Consider the following 20746-nt stretch of genomic DNA (forward strand, 5'->3'; position numbering starts at 1 on the left):
GGGACGTGCGATGTCGCTTCCGAGCTGGGGCGATGCGGGTGCCGGCGGGGCGGCGGATGGGATCCGGTCCTACCTTCGGGAGTCTCGGGAACGTCGGTGGCGGCAGGGAGGCATCATGCGCGGGACCAGGTCTGTGGTGGGCGTACTCATGATCGTGGTGGGCGTCGCGTTTGCCCTGCTGAGTCTGCTGACGTACGCGGACAAGGACGATCGGCGGCTCGCCGAACACCGCCTCTACGACCTTCAGCTCTCCGGAGAGGACGAGGTGCTGGCGCGCGAGGACCTGGCGAGCGTCGAGGACCGTGAGCGGCTCAACATCCAGGTGGCGATCGGGGGGACGGTGGTGGCCGTGGTCGGGGTTGTGGTGGTCAGGAACGGTCGTCGGAAGAACGGTCCTCGGCCCGTGACTCCTTCACCGTCGCGCTGAGCTCCGGTGACCCCGGCCGGGACCAGCGGGCCAGCAGGTGGTCGGCCTCCTGGGTGCGGGGATGGTTGGCGCCCTGGACGCGGACCATGTCGGCCAGCAGTGCGGTGAGTTGGGCCGCCGCGGTGGTGTGATCGCCGTGGCGGTGCAGGAGTTCGGCCCGCTGCTGGCGGATGCGCAGGGTGCGGGGGTGGTCGGCGCCCAGTACCTGTTCCAAGGTCCGCTGGAATTCCTCCAGTTGGGACAGTGCGGCGGCGGTGTCCCCGGCGACGCCGCGCCAGAACGCGAGGTTGACGCGGTAGGTCAGGGTGGTGGGGTGTTCGGCGCCGAGCGCGCGTTCGGCGTCGTCGGCCGCGGTGACGAACTGCTCGATCGCCGCGTCGAGTTGGCCGGCGTTTCCGTGCCAGTAGGCGAGGTTGTGCCGGGCGACGAGGGTCTCGGGGTGCAGCCGGCCGAGCACCGCGACCAGCCCCTCCACCGCCTGCCGGTACGTGGTCACGGCCAGCTCCACGTCCCCCGTCTCGCCGATCCACCGGCTGAGGTCGGTGAGCGCCTTCAACGTCGTCGGGTGCCGGGGCCCGAGATCCCGCTCCAACTCCCTGACGAGCGCGGCGTACCCCTCGTGCGCGCCCCGTGCGTCCCCGGAGAGCCCGCGGCACAGCGCGACGTGATTGTCGGCAAGGGCCACGACCGGGTCGCCGGGGCCGAGTGCCGCCCGCGCCTCGGCGGCCAGGACGACGAAGTCGGCGAGCGCGGCGTCGATGAGACCCGACTCCATACGAAACCGTGCCTCGTGCAGCCGGATGGACACCGTGTCCGGGTCGGCCCGGCCGAGGCTCCCCTCCGCCGCCCGCCGTAGCTCCGCGAGCGACCGAAGGGCCGCCGCCGGATCCCCCAGATCACCGCCGGCCTGGGCCGCCTGCGCCCGCAGCGTCAGCACGTCCCGATGATCGTCGCCCAGCCGCCGTCGAGCCGCCTCGGCCAGCCCCCAAGCCATGTCCCGCGCCGCGGCGGGCCGCCCCAACCCGGCCAGATACGGCCCGAACCGACGGAACAGGGGGTGGAGACCGGGGGCGGGTGGGCGGCGCGGGATTGGGGAGAGGGGCGGGTCGGCCGGGGGGTGCGGGCTCGGCGGGGCGCGGGACATGGCTTGGGGGCTGGCCGGTCGGCCGATGTGGGCTGGTCGGCGGGTATGAGTCGGGGAGGGGCTGCCCGCCGGGCAAGGGGTGTGGGTCGGCCGGGTGGTGCGGGGGTTGCTGGTTGGGCGTTGGCTGCGTGGTCGGGGTGGGTTGGTCGCGGGTCGGGGTGCGCGGGCCGGGCGGGGTTTGCGGTTCGGTTGTGGTTCGGGAATCGGGTGAGGGGTGTTGGCCGGGCAAGGGGTGCGAGTCGGCCAGAGTGCATGGGTCGGGAGGGGGTTGCTGGTTGGGTGTTGGCTGCGTGGTCGGGGTGGGTTGGTCGCGGGTCGGGGTGCGCGGGCCGGGCGGGGTTTGCGGTTCGGTTGTGGTTCGGGAATCGGGTGAGGGGTGTTGGCCGGGCAAGGGGTGCGAGTCGGCCAGAGTGCATGGGTCGGGAGGGGGTTGCTGGTCGGGCGTTGGCTGCGCGGCCGGGGTGGGTTGGTCGCCGGCCGGGGTGCGCGAGCCGGGCAGAGTCTGTGGCCCGGTTGTGGTTCGGGAACCGGGCGGGGGGTGTTGGCCGGGGAAGGGGTGCGAGTCGGCCAGAGTGCATGGGTCGGGCAGGGGCTGCGGGTCGGACGAGGGCCGCGGGCCGGGCAGGGGGCGCGGGCCGGACGAGGGCCGTGGGCCAGGCAGGGGCTGTGCGTCGGCCAACGGCCGTGGCTCAAGCGGGTGTTGCGGCTCGGCGCGGTGAGGTGGCTGGGCGGTGTGCCACAGGTGGCCGTCCGCGTGGGTCAGGAGTGTTTCCGCGCTGCGGTAGAGGGCGCTCTCCGTCTCGGGGGCGCAGCCCGGGGTGGACCAGGCCTCCTCCAGTGCGTCGGCCGCGGCCGTGGTGAGACGTTCGCGGTGGTCGGGCGGTATGCCGTCGCGGATCGCCCGCTGGACCAGGGCGTGCACCTCTACGACGGACAGGGCGCCGTCGGCGGGGGCGGGGCCGTGGTGGGTGACCAGGCTCAGGCGGTGCAGCGCCCGGAGTGCCAGCAGGGTGCCCCGTTCCGGCACGAGGTCTGGATCGGAGCCGCCGCCGCCGAGCCACGCGCGCGCCGCCGGACCGAGCAGTACCGCGTCGGGAATGCCGTCCGGCGCGAACATCGAGATCAGTTCGAGCATCGCGCGGGCCGTGCCGGGCGGCGCGAGCGACTCCGCCCGGCCCAGGGCGAGTTGGAGGGTGTCCGTCACCGTCGCGCCGTGTTCGTCCGCGGGGGAGGAGGGCGGGAGGAGCCCGGCGACGCTCTCCCTCCGGTCGGCCAGCAGGGTCAGATACGTCGGCAGGTCCATGCCGGTGTCGATGAGGAAGGCGGCGGCCTGGGAGAGCGCGAGCGGGAAGTGGCCCAGCAGCGCGGCGAGGGTCGCCAGGTCGTCGTGGCGGGGTGCGGCCGAGCCCGGATCTCCCAGATGGCGAAGATCACCCGAATCGCCAGAGTAACCAGAATTACCCGAATCACCCGGGTCCAGCCGGAGCCGGTCGGTCAGGTACGCCGTGGCCTCGTCCGGGGTGAACACCCCTACGGGTATCACCCGCACCCCGGGCCGCAGCAGTGCCGCGTCTCTTCGACGGGTCACCAGGACGGTCCGGCCGGCGTCACCGGCGGGCCGTAGCCCGGCCAGCTCGGCGGGGTCGTCGATGTCGTCCAGAACCACCAGCCAGGGAACGGCAGTCGACCGCAACCAGGCGAGGAACAGATCGGCCTGGGTCTCGTCGTCCCCGCCGGAGACGTGCCCGGCACCCGTGACGCTCGCCCCCGACACCGCCCGCCACGCACGGGCGTAACCGCTCAGCACCGACACCCGGTCGCCCGCGGACACCCAGAGCAGGACCTCGGCCCGCTGCTCGGCCCGGTGGAACGCCGCCGCGGCCAACTGCGACTTGCCGACCCCGCCCGCCCCCGTGAGCAGGACCTGCCGTACGGAAGGATCCAGCAGACCCGCGTCGATGCTCGCGGCCAGCTCCTCCCGGGTGCGCAGCGCGGCGGCGTCCCCCGGCGGCCGGCCGACCACGATCCGCGCCCGGACCTCCACCGGCACCCGCTGTCCAGGACCCGGGGCGGGCACACTCCGGTACTCGTGGGCCGCCCGCCACAACCGCTGCCACTGCGCCACACCGAGCTGCCCGCCCGGCCCGCCGCCCGGCCGGCTTCCCGCCGCCTTCTCCACGGTCTGCACCAAGGCCATGACCGCCTCGAACCGGCGCGGCACGGACTGCCCGTTGAGCCACTCGCCGAGCCTGCGCGCGTTCACCGCGACCCGCCGCCCGGACGGCAACGTCACCGCGCTGGCCCGCTGCGCCAGGGTCTCGTCCGACACGTCCGGCAGTTGTCGGCGCAGCCGGGTCAGGGCCGCCGCGAACGCCAGTCTGGGATCGTCATCGGTTTCACGCCCGCCCACCCGCGTCTCTCCCCCCGGGACCGACCACCGACCTGCCTGTCTGCCTGTCTGCCTGTCTGCTCTGCGAGGGGAGTCTAGTTCGACGACACCTCCCCGGTCCGGCCCGCAACGGGAACCGGTGCCCGCCCGCCCGGCCACCGCTGAACTGGCCGTACGGGGTGGGCGGTTGCGAGCGGCGGACTCCGGCCGCCGAGCCGTCCCTACCGTGGCCGTACGCGACCGAGCGGCCGAAGGAGAGGTCCCCGTATGGGAGTTGAGGACGTTCACCCCGAGCTGATTCGCGACGAGCAGTCCTGGCAGTCCGTCCAGGGCTGGTACGGCTACGCGCATGTGCGGGTGTGGCGGACGGCACCGGATCGGGTGACCGTGGCGATCAGCGGCAGCAGTGCCGAGCACGACCTGGAGACGGTGCTTCCCCTGCTCCGCGCCGAATACCCGGACGACACCGCCGAGTTCTTCCTCCACCGCCCGATGGACTGGATGACCCTCGGCTACTACGCGGAGCTGACGTCGAACGACGACGGCACGGTCACCAGCACGCTCATCGCGGGCGACATCGTGGCGGCCCGCCTCGGGCCCTCCTTCTACGCGACCGAGGACCCCGACGACCACTCGGGCGGCTACGGCTGTGCCTGACCCGAGAGTTCAGTGGGTCGGATCCGGGCGGCTGCCGCGGCTCAGCGCGCGGGCGCACCAGCCGATGACCGAGGCGTTCACCAGCGCCCCGAGGACGACGGCGACGACGAACATGGCTCTGCCGTCCGGCAGTACGAGGAGCACGAGGCTGGCCGGTGCGGTGGCCAGGACGGGGACGACGCCCGCCATGGACTCGCCCGAGTCGTCCATGACGGTCACGACGACGGTCCAGACGACGATGGCCACGCAGACCGCGAGGTAGCCGAGGGCGAAGGGGTTGCGGAGGTTCTGGCCGAGCCGGTGGAGGGGGGAGCGGTCGGCGTGGCCGTCGGAACTGGGCATGGCTGTACTCCTGAGTACGTTCGGGTGAGGCGATATTGAGGGTTCGTCAGAGATGGTCCGCGCCCGGCGGGTTCGGACGGGTGATGCCGAGGTCGTAGGCGAGGATCGTGGCCTGGACCCGGTCGCGCAGGCCGAGTTTGCGGAGCAGGGCGTTGACATGGGACTTGACCGTGCCGACGGTGATGTCCAACTCCGCGGCGATCTCCGCGTTGTTGAGGCCGGAGGCGAGCAGGGAGAGGACGTTGCGCTGGCTGCCGGTGAGGCTCTCCAGCTCGCGCGGGCCGTTCCCCGCACCGGAGTCGGGGCCGGAGCGGAATCCCGTGCCCGCCCCGGACGCGTAGTGGCCGATCAGCCGACGCGTCGCGGACGGGGCGAGCACGCTCTCGCCACTCGCCACCACCCGGATGCCGTCCAGGAGTTCGGAGGCGTGCACGTCCTTGAGGAGGAAGCCGGAGGCTCCCGCGCGCAGCGCGTCGAAGACGTACGCGTCGAGGTCGAAGGTGGTCAGCACCAGCACCCGGGGCGCGTCCGGGCGCGCGGTGATGATCCGGGTGGCGGCGATACCGTCCAGTTCGGGCATCCGTACGTCCATCACGACCACGTCGGGGGCGAGTTCCGCGGCGAGGACCACCGCGGTGGCGCCGTCGGCGGCCTCGCCGACGACCGTCATGTCGTCCTCGGCGTCGATCACGGCGGCGAAGCCCGCCCGGACGATGCCCTGGTCGTCGACGACCAGCACCCTGAGGCTCATCGTTCTCTCTCCTCGTCGTCCGGCGCCGCGAGCGGCAGCCGGAGATGGACCGTTCCCGGCGGCCGGCCGGCCGTCAGGGTGCCGCCGAGCGGCGCGATCCGTGCCGTCAGACGGTCCCGTACGGCGGGGTCGGCGGCGCGGGGCACGCCGGTGGCCGTGATCGTCAACGTACTGTCGTTTACGTCGAGTTCGAGTACGGCGGGTTCGTCGTCGCCGGTCGCGAGGAGGGTCTCGGCGACGTGGTAGGCGGCCAGGTCCACCTCGGTGGGGAGCCGGTCCGGGACGCGGTCGGTGAGGCGTATCTCCACGTCGCGGCCGGTGGCTCGGCACTGGTGGGCCAGCAGGTCGAGGGCCTGGACGGTGGGTTGGGGGCGTAGGGCGGGGGTTGCTGTTTCGTCGGCGTCCCGGACTGCGTCCAGGAGGGCGCGCATTGCTGCGAGGGCCTCTCGGGCGCGGGTGGCCGTTGCGTCCAGGCGGCCTGCCTCTGCTTCTGTGATCATGTCTGCGGTGCGGGCGAGGACGGTGGTCTCCAGCCCTGCTGCGATGCGGCGGCGTTCTGCCCAGGCGTCTCTTACGGCTTCCTCGGTCCAGGCGGCGAGTTGTGCTGTCTGGGTGCCCTGGGTTGCCCGGTTGCGTTGGGCGGTCAGGGATCCGGCGTAGTAGGCCGCGCCAATTGCCAGTGCGACAGCGGTAGTTGCGGCTGTGGCTACCGCCCAGGCGGGGATGGTTGTGCCGTGGTGCAGGACGGCGATGGTCAGGGCCGTGGCGTATGCGGCTGTCGCTGCGATGGGAAAGACGGAGAGAGGGACTTGAGGTAGTCGGTAGGTGCGAGCCGGTGGGGTCTGGTCGCGCCCCGCGGCGGAGCCGCATATAGATACAGCCCCGCGCCCCTTTAGGTACGTCACCGCTGCGCATGTTGCCAGGATGCTCAGCGCTGGTGGTAGCAGCACAGGGCCCGTGTAGTCGCCCACCTCCATCGCCACCGGCCACAGCAACGCCAGGCCGATCAAGGTCAGTTGGACGGTTCTGGGCGCTCTGCGCAGCCACAGCAGTGCCACCGCCTGGGCTGCCGCGAGGAGGGCGAAGAGGACTCCCGCCGACACATGCGAACTGCTCGATGTCGCATCCGCGCGGATGATCAGGACCGGTAGCAGGGGCTGGAAGCACAGGCCGATCGCGGCGACGATCTGGGCGACGCGGTAGCTGCGCGGGACGGAGTGTTCCACCGGGGCCGCGGTACGGCCAGGGAGGATCGCGCGCACCTCCCAACCGCCGTCCGCCGTGGGGCCGGTGGTCAGCGTGCCGCCTGTTTCGCGGGCGCGGGAGCGGAGGAAGCCCTGGCCGCGGCCGCCGCCGAGGCCCGCGCCGTGGGCCGGTGTGCCGGACGGTGGTGCCGCGCTGGTGACGACGATGTCGGTGCGGGTGTCGCCGTAGCGGCAGACGACCGTCGTGTGGGCACCCGGTGCGTGGCGGGCCACGTTGGTCAGGGCCTCGCGGACGATGCCGTAGGCCGCGTCCGCGACGGCGCCGTCCGGGAGGGGGTCGATCTCGAAGTCGACGGGTTGGTTGAGGCGGCGGAAGCCGGCGATCAGGGACCGCAACCGCTCCTCGGGGGAGGGGAGTTCCTCGCGTGAGGGGGCCGGGGCGCGGACCGCGCCGAGTGCGCGGGTGACCTCGCGGCCGGTCTCGGTGGCGAACTCCAGTGCCTCGGCGGCTAGTTCGGGACGGCGTTCGCGCAGTCCGAGCGCGGCGCCGGCGGTGACGACCACGGCGGTGAGGTGGTGGGCGCTGACGTCGTGCAACTCCCGTTCCATGCGGCGGCGTTCGGCCGCCGGGAGCCGGTGGCGCTCGGTCTCGGCGCGGTTCAGGAGGAGTTCGGCCGCGTGGCGGGCGCGCCGGGTTCGCCGTACGTGGAAACCCGCGCCGCACGCCGTGGCGTAGAGCAGGGCGATCAGGACGAGGTCGAGACCGTTGTTGTCGCTGAGTCCGTGCAGGGTGATGTTCTGCAGGAACTGCCAGGCGGCGAGCGTGACCACGCACAGGACCGTGGTGAAGGTGTCGCGCTCGGCCGCCACGGTGAACAGGGCGAGCGCGACGCCCGCGGTGCCGAAGAGAGCGATCGCGCCGATGGGCAGCGGGCCGGCGCCCACCGCGCAGGCGGCGGCGACCACGATCAGCGTGATCACCGGGCGGCTGCGGCGCAGGGCGAGCGCGGCCGTCACCGGTCCGGCGACCAGCGCGGCCACGAGCAGGTCGGCCGCGGTCGGCACGGTGCCGCGCAGCAGCGGAGCCACCGGCCACACCAGGGCCTGGGCACAGATCAGCAGGACCGGGAGCAGCCGGTCGTCGGTTCGTTTCATGACACCCAAAGGCTAGGGGCGCAGGTGAACGGCCCGGCTCAGGCTGAAGGGGGATTACGGCCCCGCGCTTCTCTACCTCTGGTTCAACGCGGCAACCGTCCTTGCGCCCGAGGACCGGGCCCCGTCCCGCTCCTAGGCTCGATCACATCGAGGGAAGCGGTCGACCACCGCCTCCCACACCATCCACACCACACAGGGGGATCTCCCATGTCCATGACCAAGCGCACTCTCCTCTTCTCGCTCGCCGGCGTCGCCGCGGTCGGCGGAGTCGTCGCCGGCGGGCTCGCCGCGTCCGCCGCCTCGGCGGCCCCCGAGAAGCCGGCCCTGAAGAACGGCTCGGCCCACTACACCGCGCCCTCCGCGAACGCCGCCGGCTCCTTCACCTACACCGTGGACGTCAGCGACGACTCGGGCATCCGCGGCCTCAAGGTCGTAGCCTGGCCCGCGAGTTCGAAGCTGAACCCGACCGCGACCGACCTGCGGTCCGTCGAGTCCGCCACGTGCAAGACCACCTCGGACGACACCTCCCGCTGCACCTACACGCTGAAGATCTCCAAGAAGGACGCGGCCGCCGCGGCCAAGGGCACCTGGTACGTCTCGGCACTCGCGACCGCCAAGGACGGCGACACGACGTTCGCGTCCAAGGCCGCCACCTTCGACATCACCGGCTGACACCGGCACGCTGACGCCAGCACGCGGTCACTTGGGATACGGTGCCCCGTCTCGATCGAGACGGGGCACCGGTCGTTGTCGCAGAAGGCCGTAGAAGGCCGTAGAAGGCCGTAGAAGGTCAGAAGTTCGTAGAAGGTCGGAGAAGAGCATGGTCAACTCCCCTGCGGCAGCCGGAGGTTACTCCGGCACCCCCCTCGCCAAGAAGATCGGCGTCAAACCCGGCCACGAGGTGCACCTGCACCACGCCCCCGACCACTGGACCATCCCCGGACTCCCCGACGACTGCGACGTCACCTCCGGCGGCCCCCGTGGCGCGGACGTCACCGTCGCCTTCTACCAGGAACGGCGGCACCTGGAGGCGGAAGCCCCAGATCTGGTTCTCGGTCTCGACGATGCCGCCATGCTGTGGGTCGCCTGGCCCCGCAAGGCCGCCGGGCATGTCAGCGACATCACCGAGAACGGCCTGCGCGAACTCTTCCTCCCGCTCGGTGTCGTCGACGTGAAGGTCGCCGCGCTCGGCGACGACTGGTCGGGGCTGAAGTTCGTACGGCGGAGGGAAAACCGGCAAAGCCGCAATAAAGGTCCCGCAAAATGAACGTGAGTTGGGGCAACCGGCCGATGTAGGGAAACATCTTGGTGAACGGCGAGTGCCGCGCGATCGGTGCGCGGGCAGCGCCGGATGGCCGGATGGAGCGAAAGACGTGCCGGATGGAATGAGGGACATGGCGCAGCCGAGGATCGCCGTCGCCGTGGTGACCATGGGAAACCGGCCCGCCGAGGTCGACGCGCTCCTCGAGTCCGTGGCCAAGCAGGACATCCCGCCCACCCGCATCGTGATCGTCGGAAACGGCTGCCGGCTCCCCGAGTTCACCGACCGCCTCTCCCTCCCCGGTGAGGTCACCACCATCGACCTCGACGAGAACCTCGGCTGCCCCGGCGGCCGCAACGTGGGTCTGGCCCGGCTCCGCGCGTTCGGCGACGTGGACGTCGTAGTGGAACTCGACGACGACGGACTGCTCGTCGACGCGGACGTGCTGCGCCGCGTACGCGATCTGTACGCGGCCGAACCGCGCCTGGGCATCGTCGGGTTCCGGATCGCCGACGAGCACGGGGAGACCCAGCGGCGCCATGTGCCGCGGGTCGGCGCGGGGGACCCGATGCAGGGCGGATACGTCACCGGGTTCCTCGGCGGCGGGCACGCGCTCAGCATGGCCATGCTCGCCGAGACGGGGGACTGGCCCGCCGAGTTCTTCTTCGCGCACGAGGAGACCGACCTCGCCTGGCGCGCCGCCGACGCCGGATGGAGCATCCTGTACGCCCCCGAGCTGCTCCTCCAGCACCCCAAGACCTCACCCGCCCGGCACGCCATCTACTACCGGGTCACCGCCCGCAACCGCGTCTGGCTGGTCCGCCGCCGGCTCCCGCTCGCGCTGATCCCGGTGCACCTGGGCGTCTGGACGCTGCTCACCCTCGTACGGACACGGTCGCGCGCCGGACTGCGGGCCTGGTTCGGCGGATTCATGGAGGGCGTGCGCGAACCGGCGGGGGAGCGGCGCCCGATGCGCTGGCGGACGGTGTGGCGGCTGACGCGCCTGGGCCGCCCGCCCGTCATCTGACCCGTAGTACCAAAGTCGTAAGGGACGAGGGCCCCGGTCGTTCACCTCCGCCGACCGGGGCCCTCTCGCGTCCCCGGACCCGGCCACGACGGCGACACTCCCCCGAGTTGCGCGTCGTACGCGCGCACCGTCGGGCCAGCTCCGATGAAGTGATCACATCAGGTCGCACCAACAGATCGCTAACATGTGGCCAATGGTGCGCACGATGCCCCGGAGCAGTGTGGCCTGAAGTCGTGGGGCGGCGCCGGGAGACAGCCGGTACGGTAACGGATTCCGGCTCTCGGACGCTGGGAGAAGGTGGCGGGAAACCGCTGTGAGCAGGGCGGAAATCCGCCAGGGACGGCGGAGACCTCCGCCGCGGAGCACGGCCGTGAGCGGCCGCGCGGAAGGGTGACGGTTCGGTGTGATGCGGTGCGAGCTGCGGTTCGGACTGCTGGGCACGACTGTCCTCTACGGCCGTGACGGTGACGGTGTGCAACCCATCGGCAGCCCCAAGGTGCGGGTCCTGCTGGCCGCGCTGCTCCTGGAACCCGGCCGGGTGGTCTCCGTCGACGCCCTCAAGGACGCCCTGTGGGGCGGCTCACCGCCGGCGTCCGCGCACGCCTCCCTGCACAACCACGTGACCCGTCTGCGCCGCCTGCTCGACGACCCCGAGCGGCTGCGCGCGGTACCCCCGGGCTACCTTCTCCGCGTCGACGAGGGCGAGTTGGACGTCCACGTCTTCGAGACCCGGGTCGCCGAGGCCCGCACCGCGCACGCGGCCGGGGACTGGCCCGGCACGGTCCGCGCCTGCACGGCGGCCCTCGCCCTCTGGCGCGGCACCCCGCTCAGCGGCCTCCCCGCCGACCTCGGCGGCTACGCCGTCGCCCAACGCCTGACCGAGGCCCGTCTCCTCGTCCTCGAATGGCGCTACGACGCCGAGTTGGCCCTGGGTGGCATCCGACTCGGCGGTCTCGTACCGGAGTTGGCCGCCCTCGTCGCCGACCATCCCCTCCGGGAGCGCTACCACCGCCAGTTGATGCTCGCCCTCCACCGCACCGGCCGCCAGGCCGAGGCCCTCGCCGTCCACCGCGACCTGCGCAACCGCCTGGTCGAGGAACTCGGCATCGAGCCGGGGGCGGGGGTGCGGGAAGCGCATGTGGAGGTGTTGCGCGGGGTGGAGGTTCGCGAGGTTCAAGGGAAGGGGGCGGGCGCCACCGGTCCCGTCGAAGGCGGCGTCGAAGCCGGAGTCGGAGTCGTCGGAGCCGTCGGCGCGGACGAACCGGTCCACCCGCCCGGCGCGACCGCCCCGACCGCCGCCCCCGACATGCCCGCCGCCCACTCACCCCCGACCCCCCACCCCGCCCAACTCCCGCCCCCACCGGCCCACTTCACCGGCCGCACCGACACCCTCCACGCCCTGCGCGACACCCTCGCGAGCCCGTCCGCGGAACCGAATTCCCCACCCCGCTCCCACCCCCTCGCCGTCATCAGCGGCACGGCCGGCGTCGGCAAGAGCGCGCTCGCGCTGCACACGGCCCACGCGCTGCGAACCCGTTTCCCCGACGGGCAGTTGTACGTGAACCTGCACGGCGCCACCCCCGGCATGACCCCCCTCACCTCCGGCCAGGCGCTCCACGCCCTGCTCCGCGACCTCGGCGCCGAACCCCGGCACATCCCCGAACACCCGGACGCGGCAAGCGCGTTGCTCCGTTCCCTGCTCGCCCCCACCCGCACGCTGCTGGTGCTGGACGACGCGGAGAACGCGGCTCAGGTACGGCCGTTGCTGCCGGCCGGCACCGGGTGCGCGGTGATCGTCACCAGCCGCTCGCCGCTGACCGCGCTCGACGGCGCCCGCCGCTTCCCGCTCGCGCCGCTGTCCGGCGAGGACAGTGCCGCACTGCTGCGCGCGGTCTCCGGCCGCGAGGGCCTCGACGCGGCCCACCCGCTCGTCGAACTCACCGGCCGTCTCCCGCTCGCCCTGCGCGTCGTCGCCGCCCGGCTGGCCGCCCGCCGGGCCCTCACCCCGGACGTCCTCGCCGGTCAACTGGCCGCCACGGAAAGCCGGTTGCCCCACCTGGAGTACGACGACCTCAGCGTCCGCCGCTCCCTGGCGGTGGCCCACGACGCGCTCGCCGCCTCCGGGCGCGAGACCGACCGCGACGCGGCCCTCGCCCTCCGCCGCATCGGCGCCCTCGACCTCCCGGCCTACGGCGCCCCCCTCCTCGCCCGCCTCGCCGGCACCGACGAACACCGCGCCGCATCCGCCCTCGACCGCCTCGTCGACGTGGCCCTCCTGGAGGAGACGGCGTACGGCCGCTACACCCCGCACGACCTGGTGCGCGACTTCGCCCGCGAACTGGCGCAGGGGGAAGGGGACATGAGCGGGGGCACGGAGGGGAACGGCGATCCCATCGACACCGCCCTCGCCTGGTACGCCGCGGTAGCGGAACGCACCCTCACCGCCATCGTTGAACCCGGCCTCGACCAGGACGACCGCCGCCGCCCCACCGCCGCCCAACTCCCCGGCCACACCGCGGAGGTTGCGGCCACCGCCCCCTTCCCCCGCTCCGAAGACGCCTTCGCCTGGGGCGACTTGGAGCTGGAGAACGTGGTGACGCTCGTGACCCGGTACCGCGACACCCCCGATCTCCGCCGGACCGCCCACGTCTCGACCCTCGTCCGGCTCCTCTTCCCCTATGTCCTGCGGGGCGGCCGCGTCGCCGAGACGGAGGTGCTCGGCCGGGTCGCCCTGGGCGCCGCGCGGCGGCTCGGGGACGCGGCGGCGGAGGCGTACGCGCTGGGGGATCTCGCCGGGCTGCACTTCCTGACCGGGCGGCAGAACGAGGCCCTCGGGCTCAACGACGAGGCGCTGGCGATCTGGTGGCGGCTCGACGCGGTCTCCTGGATCCGCCGCTGCCTCAACAACCGCGGTCTGCTCCTCGAAGGCCTGGGCCGCTACGCCGAGTCCGGGGTCGCGCTGCGCCAAAGCCTCGCGTACTCACGGCAGTTGAACGACCCGTACGGCGAGGCCGTGACCTACAGCCACCTCGGCAACCTGTACGAGCACACCGACCCCCGGGCCGCCGTCGAACAGCACCGCCGCTCCCTGGCCATCGGCGACGAGATCGGCGCCGTCATCGTGCAGCACTCCGCGCACTGCAACATCGGCTACGCCCATCTCACCCTCGGCGAACCGGCCGCCGCCGTACCGCACTTCGAGGAGAGCCTGCGCATCCTCGGCGGCCACGGCGACTGGCACGGCGAGTCACAGACCCGCCTCGGCCTGGTCCGTGCCCTGCGGCTCCTCGGCCGTGGTGAACACGCCGGCACCGAGTGCGCCGAACTGCTCCGCCGCGCGGACGCCCGCGCCGACCGCTACATGGGCGGCCTGGCCAGGCACCAACTCGGGCTGCTGCTACGGGAACAGGGCCGCGCGGAGGAGGCGTACGAGGAGTGGCGGGCCGCCCTCGACGCGCTCGACGGGACGGACGAGAAGGCGGTCGTCAGGGAACTCGGCGAGCTGTTGTCGCAGTGTGACGCGCGTCGACCGGCGCGGCCGTAGGGCTTATTTGGCGTCGGCGTAGCACTCGACGACCGCCACCGTGAACGGGAACCGCACCGGTGTCTCCCCGAACGTCAGCCGCCCGGCGAGGTCGGCCGCCTCCTGTATCGCGGCGGCCACCGCCTCGGCCTCCTCCTCGGGGCAGTGCACGATCACCTCGTCGTGCTGGAAGAAGACCAGCTCGGCCGACAGCTCCGCACAGGACCGGCGGAGCGCGGCGAGCATCAGCAGCGCCCAGTCCGCCGCGCTGCCCTGGACGACGAAGTTGCGCGCGAAACGGCCCCGGGCACGGGAGTTGGTCGAGGCGTACCCCGGCACCCAGCCCTGGTCGGCGGAGGCCGTGACGGGATCGTCCTGGGGGATGCCCGCCTCCTCCGCCGCGTCCTCGCCCCCGGCCACCGGCGGGCAGGTCCGCCCCAGCCAGGTCCGGACGAGCCGTCCCTCCTCGCCCGCCTTCGCGGCGTCGTCGACGTACGCCACCGCCTTGGGGAACCGGCGTCTGAGCGCCGCGAGGTTCTTGAGGCCGTCGCCGGAGGTCTGGCCGTAGACCGCGCCGAGCACGGCGATCTTGGCCTGGTCGCGGTCGCCGGAGAAGGCGCGGTCGGACACGGACTGGTAGAGGTCGCTGGCCCGGCCGGCCACTTCCATCAGCCCGGGGTCGCGGGAGATCGCGGCGAGCACCCGCGGCTCCATCTGGTCGGCGTCGGCCACGACCAGCCGCCAGCCCGGGTCGGCGACCACGGCCCGCCGGATGACCTTGGGGATCTGCAGCCCGCCCCCGCCGTTGGTGACCCAGCGCCCGGTGACGGTCCCGCCCGCGAGGAACTCCGGCCGGAACCGCCCCTCCCGCACCCAGTCCTGCAGCCAGGACCAGCCATGGGCGACCCAGATCCGGTACAGCTTCTTGTACTCCAGCAGCGGCTTCACGGCCGGATGGTCGAGGGACTGGATCTCCCAGCGCCGGGTCGACTTGACCTTGATTCCGGCGCTGGCGAAGGCCTTGACGACATCCGCGGGCAGATCGGGCCGCACCCGTCTCCCGAAGGCGGCCGACACCTCGTCCGCCAGCTCGGCGAGCCGCCGCGGCTCACCGCCTCCCACATACCGCTCGCCCAGCAACTCGTGCAGCAGCTCCCGGTGCACGTCGGCGCTCCACGGCAGCCCCGCCCTGTTCATTTCATTGGCGACCAGCATCCCCGCCGACTCGGACGCGGTGAGCAGCCGCATCCGGTCGGGGTGGGTGGTGGCGTCGTGCCGCCGCTGCTGCTCGGCGTACACGGCGAGCAGGTCGGCCAGGGGGAGACGGACGCTCTGCGGCTCGAAGAGCGAGGACTGCGCGCCGGGCTCGGCGGCCCGCTGCGGCGGATCCGGCGGTACGGCCCCACCGCGCAACCGGGCCAGCGCGGCCGCCGCCGACCGCGGCTCGCCGTGCCTCCCCTCGTGCCCGAGCAGCAGGGTCTCGGCGTCCTCGATGTCGTAGCACCGCTCCACCCGCACCCCCGCGGCGAGCAGCACGGGATACACCTCGGCGGTGGACCGCCACACCCACCGGGCCACGTCGGGACGGCCGCGCACGGCCTCGACGAGATCCGGCTCCCGCCGCACCGCCCCCACGGGCAGCCCGTCCGGACCGAGGGCGGCGACCTCCGCGCCACCGCCCTCGGCCGGAGCGAGCGCCCAGCGGCCGGTCATGTCCGCGAGTGTGGCAGGCGGCACTGACAATCCCCGTGACCTGCGGTTCAGCCCCCCGGCTCGTGGCTCGGGGCTCGCCCCTCGCTCGCGGTTCAGCCCTGGAGCCGGTGCAGCATCTCGGCGATGTGCCGCTCCGACGTGGGCTTGTCGATGCCCAGGCCGTTCAGCACGCCCTCGCCGTTCTCGTGCTCCAGCAGGGCGAGCAGGATGTGCTCGGTGCCGATGTAGTTGTGGCCCAGGCGCAGGGCCTCGCGGAAGGTGAGTTCCAGGACCTTCTTGGCGTCGGGGCCGTAGGGGATGAGGTCCGGGACCTCCTCGCCGGCCGGCGGGAGCGCCGCGGTGGCCGCCTGGCGTACGGCGTCCAGGAGGACCCCCTGCGCGGTGATCGCCTTGCCCGCCAGGGCGTCCGGTTCGGCGAGCAGACCGAGGACGAGGTGCTCGGGCCGGCCCTCCGGGTTGCGGGCGGCCACGGCCTCGTTGTGGGAGGCCATCACCACGTTGCGGGCGCGCAGGGTGTAGCGGCTGAAGCCCTGGCTGGGGTCGAGGTCGGCGGACTCCTTGGCCACGAAGCGCTTCTGGGCCGCCTGCCGAGTGACGCCCATGCTCTTGCCGATGTCCGTCCAGGAGGCACCGGAGCGCCGGGCCTGGTCCACGAAGTGGCCGATCAGGTGGTCCGCCACGTCGCCCAGGTGGTCGGCGGCGATCACCGCGTCCTCGAGCTGGTCCAGCGGCGCGGGGTGGACCTTCTTGATGGCGTCGATGAGGTCGTCGAGGCGTACGGATGAGGTGACGTTCGGGTTGGTCGTCATGTGTCAACCGTAGGTTGACAGGTAGGGGGTGTCAACCCTGAGTTGACAGTGAGGCTACTGGTCGAGCGATCCGGCGGCCCCGGCCAGCAGCCAGTCGAGGCCGCGCTCGAAACTCGCCGCCGGATCGTCGTCGTAGAGGAGCTCGGAGAAGCCGGCCTCGGCGAGATGGGGCAGCTTGCCGGCGTCGATCTGCGTCCGGACGTACTCCGTGCCGGCCTCGCGCCGGGCGGTGCTGACGGCCTCGCTGGTGCGGCGGCGGATCCCGCCCGACAGCTCGGCCGTCACATGGCCCAGCGTGAACGTGTCGACCGCGAGGATCAGCGCCCGCAGCACGGCGCTGTCGGCGTCCAGACCACGTACCGCCGCCGCGGACTCGTCCATCCGCTTGAGCGAGGCGGGGCCGATCGGGCACCCCGTGTCCCGGGTGGCCAGCAGCCACGGGTGGCGCAGCGCGGCGGCCCTGTTGAACCGGGCGAGCAGGCGCAACGCCTCGCGCCAGTCGGCCGGGACCTCGCCCACGAGCGTCTCCTCCACCGCGGCGTCGTGCATCAGCTCGAAGAGGTCGTCCTTGCTCTCGATGTGCGCGTAGAGACTCATCGGCCGCGCCTTCAACTCGCCGGCGATCCGCCGGATCGAGACGGCGTCGAGCCCCTCGCTGTCGGCGACCGCCATCGCGGCCCGGACGATCCGCTCGCGCGTCAACGGCGTCTTCGCCGCGCGCTCGGCCTCGGCCTCGGCCTTGGCCTCGCGCAGCCAGATCGGCTCACCGTTGTTCGGGGTGGGAGGGCGTTTCGTCGGCACGGGCGAAGTCTAACGGTGCGCAGTACGCTCGGCCGATACGCTGTACGTGTATCCGATACGCTGTATCGCACTGACGTCATCGGCACAGGAGGAACGCAGTGGACACCACGGAGACGATCGAGACGATCCAGACGATCGAGTGCTACCGATTCGTCGAGGACGACCTCACCTCGGCGAACGGAGACGTGTCCTGGCGCATCGGTGAATGGCAGCGGACGAGCGGACCGATCCGCTGCTGCTCGAACGGCCTGCACGCGGCACCGACCCCGAGGGACTCCCTGCGACACGTCTACGGCCGCCGTTGGTTCCTCGCGGAGGCGAGGGGCGGGATATCGCGGCAGACCCACAAGTTCGCGGCGAGCGAGATGCGGCTCGTGGAGGAGATCCCGGCAGCGGTTCTACGGCGGTTCGCGGTCCGGTGCGCGCAGGACGCCCTCGACCGTCTGGAGCGGCGGCACCCGCTCGACGCCCGGGTACGCCAGTGCCTCCGGGCCACGGAGGACTTTCTCGACGGCGGGCTCGGCGAGGGGGACCTGATCGAGGGGCGCCGGGCCGCGGGCGGTGCCATCGCCGCGGGTGCGCCCGCCGGCGCGGACACGGGACGCGCCGTCGCCGCCACGATCGCCGCGTCCTACGCCGCCGACGGTGACGCCGGTTCGTGGACGGCCGCCGCGGCGGCAGCGGCGTACGCGGCCCATGCCGCCGCGGACGCCGTCGAGGCGGCCGAGGCGCTGATAGCCGTGTACGCGGCGGTGCACAACGTCGCGGCCGGCATCGAGGCCGCCCACACCGCCGACCGCGCGGCCACCGCCGCCCACACGGCCGCCGCGGCGGGCGCCGCCGCCCACGCCGCGGCCGTCGCGGCGGCACGCGGCACCTACGCGGCCGACACCGCCGCAGACCCCTACTACGCGGCCTTCTCGGAGTTCTCCGCACACCCCACCGACACCCACTACCTGGCCCAGAACGCCACGCTCGTCGAGCTGATCGGCGAGGCGAGAGCGGCCCGCGTGTGACGGGGTCGGCCCAGAGGCGGACAATCCCACCCCGGTCAACACCCCGAGTTCCACTGGGAGTTGGTTGTCCACAGGGTGTGGACGAACAAACCCCGGCAACGAGCCCCACCCCCTCCCTCCTCGCCCCCATGACACGATCACCAGGTGAGCAGCCCGACCACCCCCGTGGAGCGCGCCTTCGAGGCCGCCCTCTACACCGACACCCACGACGCCCTCGACGCGGGCGCCTCGATCCTCGCCGCCGCCCCCGAAGCGGACCCCGAACTGGCCCGCCGAGGCAGGGAGTTCGTGGCGGCGGCCTGGCGGCGCGGCTGGCAGCCCGCAGATGTCGTACGGCTGGTTCGGCGGGAGTCGGACGACGTGCACGTACGGCTCGTGTCCGAGCTGATCCGGGCGCAGGCGCCGGACGACCGGGCGCGCGGCCCCCGCTGGGCGGCCCAGCTCGACGAACTGGCCGCCGCCGAGCCGCCGTTCCGCACCGACCGCTTCACGCACGCCACCACCGTCCTGGAGCTGTACCGCCTGCTGCTACGGCTCCCGAGCCTGGAACCCCTGGACGACGGACACGAACCGAAACGGCACGAGAACCGTCGGCCCGCCTCCCGCATGCTCACCCGCGTCCGCGCGCTGCTCGCGAAGGCGGAGGCGACCGGGTTCCCGGAGGAGGCGGAGGCGCTGAGCGCCAAGGCGCAGGAGCTGATGGCGCGGCACAGTATCGACGAGGCGCTGCTCGACGCGCAGGCGCCGGCGAAGGACGCGCCCGGCGCGTGCCGGATCGGGGTCGAGGCGCCGTACGAGCAGGCGAAGGCGGTGCTGCTGGACGCGGTCGCCGGGGCGAACCACTGCCGGGCCGTGTGGAACGAGGCCTTCGGTTTCTCGACCGTCGTCGGCTTCGAGGGCGATCTGGAGGTGGTCGAACTCCTCTACACCTCTCTCCTCGTGCAGGCCACGACCGCGATGACGAAGGCGGAGGCGGCCCAGCGCGCGGGCGGCCGCCGGCGGACCAAGACCTTCCGGCAGTCCTTCCTCGCGGCCTACGCCCACCGCATCGGGGACCGGCTGGCGCAGGCCGCCGAGACGCAGGTCACCGACGACCTGCTCCCGGTCCTCGCCACCCGCGAGGTCGCCGTCACCGACCGCGTCGACGCGATGTTCCCGCAGACGACCACGACCCGGCTGCGCGGGGTCACCGACGAGGCGGGCTGGACGGAGGGCGCGGAGGCGGCGGACCGGGCACAGGTGAGGGCCAGGCCGCCGCTCGACTGACGGGAGTCTTTGCGGGACGGGGTCAGTCGCCGGCCTGAGTGAAGGCACTGACCGAGGCATCCGAGTCGCTCACGGAGGTCTTGCCCTGGACGGGGCCGTACGACCACTTGTAGCTCGCGCTGTCGTCGCTGCCGGGCAGGGTGACGACCAGCTTCGTCGCGGCCAGGCTCAGCTTGTCGCCCGCCTTGCCGCGGACGTAGGTGATGGTGAAGGACGCGGCGTCGCCCTTGGCGAGCTTCAGCTTCTGCGCCTTGGCGCCCTTCTGCGCGCTGAGGACGACCTTGGTACCGCCGCCCTCCAGCGTGGCACCAGGGAACCCGTCCAGTTCGCACGGCTTGCTCTGATTGGTGAGCGAGACGGGAACCTCACCGGTGTCACCGGCGGCCGGAGCGGTACTGGCGGGCCCGACCTGGACAGCGACCCCGTCGAAGGAACAGGCCGACCCGTTCTTGCTGTCGGAGGAACCACCGCCACTGCCACTGTCGCAGGCGGTCAGAAGCAGAGCCGACGCGAGTGCGGCGACGGCGAGGGGAATGGTGCGCATGACCCGATCATCCCGCACCGAACCCCACCCCACCGACAGCCCTACGCCCGCAGACCCACACGGGCCTCCCGCCCGGGGCTCTGCGACTCCGGGGCCAGGCCGGGTCTACGACCCTGGAGTTACGCCGGGCTGCCGGCCCGAGGCGTGCGACTTGCGGGCTGGGCCGGGTCTACGACCCTGGAGTTACGTCGGGCTGTCGGCCCAAGGTGTACGACTCGCGGGCTAGGCCGGGGTTATGCCCCCGGAGCTACGCCGGGCTGCCGCCCCGAGGACTACGCCTCCAGTGCCACACCAGGTCTACGCCCCCGGAACTGTGCCGGGCTCCCGACCCGGGGCCCGCGATCTCGGAGTTACGCCGGGCTGCCGGCCCGAGGCGGGCGACTTGCGGGCTGGGCCGGGTCTACGCCCCCAGAGCAAGGCCGGGCTCCCGGCCCGACGCCTACGACTCCAGCGACACGCGACGCCTACGCCTCCAGAGCCGCACCATGTGCCTGGCCCGAGGCGTACGACTCGCGGGCAACGCCAGGTCTACGACCCGGAGTTACGCCTGGCTGTCGCCCCGTGGCCCACGTCTCCAGGCCACGAGACGTCTACGACTCCAGAGCCGCACCATGCCCCCAGCCCGAGATGCGCGACTCGCGGGCCACGCCAGGTCCACGCCCCGAAGTCACGCCACGCCACCGCCCCGAGCCCGACGACTCCCGAGCCACCCCACC

General features: G+C 72.8%; 17 protein-coding genes. 8 read left to right on the forward strand and 9 right to left on the reverse strand.

Annotation, left to right across the window (positions count from 1 at the left end; translation table 11 throughout):
- Positions 1–115: 115 nt before the first annotated feature.
- Positions 116–427, forward strand: a complete 312-nt coding sequence (locus OG223_RS29715; RefSeq protein ID WP_329255114.1) for a hypothetical protein — start codon at positions 116–118, stop codon at positions 425–427.
- Here OG223_RS29715 and OG223_RS29720 read toward each other — a convergent pair.
- Positions 369–1364: a tetratricopeptide repeat protein gene (locus tag OG223_RS29720; protein ID WP_329255117.1), complete on the reverse strand. Its 996-nt coding sequence runs from the start codon at positions 1362–1364 to the stop codon at positions 369–371. The two genes, OG223_RS29715 and OG223_RS29720, sit on opposite strands and share 59 nt — an antisense overlap.
- On the reverse strand, positions 1324–3981 hold the full coding sequence (locus tag OG223_RS29725; protein WP_329255120.1) for an NB-ARC domain-containing protein: 2658 nt from the start codon (positions 3979–3981) through the stop codon (positions 1324–1326). The genes OG223_RS29720 and OG223_RS29725 overlap by 41 nt, the downstream gene beginning before the upstream one ends.
- Before the next feature lie 246 nt (positions 3982–4227).
- Between OG223_RS29725 and OG223_RS29730 the strand changes: the two genes are divergently transcribed.
- Positions 4228–4617, forward strand: coding sequence for a hypothetical protein (locus OG223_RS29730; RefSeq protein ID WP_329255122.1), 390 nt, complete (start codon positions 4228–4230; stop codon positions 4615–4617).
- A 9-nt stretch (positions 4618–4626) separates the two neighbouring features.
- Here OG223_RS29730 and OG223_RS29735 read toward each other — a convergent pair whose 3' ends face one another.
- From OG223_RS29735 to OG223_RS29745, 3 genes are read right to left on the reverse strand one after another with little or no spacing between them, the layout of a single operon-like run.
- On the reverse strand, positions 4627–4959 hold the full coding sequence (locus OG223_RS29735; protein ID WP_329255124.1) for an SCO4225 family membrane protein: 333 nt from the start codon (positions 4957–4959) through the stop codon (positions 4627–4629).
- A gap of 46 nt (positions 4960–5005) precedes the next feature.
- On the reverse strand, positions 5006–5710 hold the full coding sequence (locus tag OG223_RS29740; protein WP_329255127.1) for a response regulator transcription factor: 705 nt from the start codon (positions 5708–5710) through the stop codon (positions 5006–5008).
- Complete coding sequence (locus tag OG223_RS29745) at positions 5707–8070, reverse strand: histidine kinase (protein ID WP_329255130.1); 2364 nt, start codon at positions 8068–8070, stop codon at positions 5707–5709. The genes OG223_RS29740 and OG223_RS29745 overlap by 4 nt, the downstream gene beginning before the upstream one ends.
- A gap of 213 nt (positions 8071–8283) precedes the next feature.
- Between OG223_RS29745 and OG223_RS29750 the strand changes: the two genes are divergently transcribed.
- The 4 genes from OG223_RS29750 (at position 8284) to OG223_RS29765 (ending at position 13902) form a co-directional block, all read left to right on the forward strand.
- Positions 8284–8742 (forward strand): DUF5707 domain-containing protein, encoded by a 459-nt coding sequence (locus tag OG223_RS29750; RefSeq protein WP_329255133.1) that lies wholly within the window; start codon positions 8284–8286, stop codon positions 8740–8742.
- 148 nt (positions 8743–8890) lie between these two features.
- Positions 8891–9337: a DUF3052 domain-containing protein gene (locus OG223_RS29755; RefSeq protein WP_329255136.1), complete on the forward strand. Its 447-nt coding sequence runs from the start codon at positions 8891–8893 to the stop codon at positions 9335–9337.
- Between the two features lie 127 nt (positions 9338–9464).
- On the forward strand, positions 9465–10358 hold the full coding sequence (locus OG223_RS29760; protein WP_329255138.1) for a glycosyltransferase family 2 protein: 894 nt from the start codon (positions 9465–9467) through the stop codon (positions 10356–10358).
- A 406-nt stretch (positions 10359–10764) separates the two neighbouring features.
- On the forward strand, positions 10765–13902 hold the full coding sequence (locus OG223_RS29765; protein WP_329255141.1) for an AfsR/SARP family transcriptional regulator: 3138 nt from the start codon (positions 10765–10767) through the stop codon (positions 13900–13902).
- A 3-nt stretch (positions 13903–13905) separates the two neighbouring features.
- Here the strand turns inward: OG223_RS29765 and OG223_RS29770 are convergent, their stop codons facing one another.
- From OG223_RS29770 to OG223_RS29780, 3 genes are all read right to left on the reverse strand, one after another.
- Positions 13906–15594: a bifunctional 3'-5' exonuclease/DNA polymerase gene (locus OG223_RS29770; protein WP_329255146.1), complete on the reverse strand. Its 1689-nt coding sequence runs from the start codon at positions 15592–15594 to the stop codon at positions 13906–13908.
- A 92-nt stretch (positions 15595–15686) separates the two neighbouring features.
- Positions 15687–16403, reverse strand: coding sequence for a Clp protease N-terminal domain-containing protein (locus tag OG223_RS29775; protein WP_329255148.1), 717 nt, complete (start codon positions 16401–16403; stop codon positions 15687–15689).
- A 54-nt stretch (positions 16404–16457) separates the two neighbouring features.
- Positions 16458–17204, reverse strand: a complete 747-nt coding sequence (locus OG223_RS29780; protein ID WP_329255151.1) for a TetR/AcrR family transcriptional regulator C-terminal domain-containing protein — start codon at positions 17202–17204, stop codon at positions 16458–16460.
- 98 nt (positions 17205–17302) lie between these two features.
- Between OG223_RS29780 and OG223_RS29785 the strand changes: the two genes are divergently transcribed.
- Both OG223_RS29785 and OG223_RS29790 read left to right on the forward strand, forming a co-directional pair.
- A complete protein-coding gene (locus OG223_RS29785; protein ID WP_329255154.1) occupies positions 17303–18220 on the forward strand; it encodes a DUF7666 domain-containing protein in 918 nt (305 codons plus the stop codon).
- Positions 18221–18364: 144 nt separating this feature from the next.
- Positions 18365–19486 (forward strand): DUF2786 domain-containing protein, encoded by a 1122-nt coding sequence (locus OG223_RS29790; RefSeq protein WP_329255157.1) that lies wholly within the window; start codon positions 18365–18367, stop codon positions 19484–19486.
- Between the two features lie 22 nt (positions 19487–19508).
- Here OG223_RS29790 and OG223_RS29795 read toward each other — a convergent pair whose 3' ends face one another.
- Positions 19509–20030 (reverse strand): DUF4232 domain-containing protein, encoded by a 522-nt coding sequence (locus OG223_RS29795; RefSeq protein ID WP_329255160.1) that lies wholly within the window; start codon positions 20028–20030, stop codon positions 19509–19511.
- Positions 20031–20746 lie beyond the last annotated feature (716 nt).

Origin of the sequence: Streptomyces sp. NBC_01478 (assembly GCF_036227225.1) — a bacterium.
Lineage (GTDB): Bacteria > Actinomycetota > Actinomycetes > Streptomycetales > Streptomycetaceae > Streptomyces.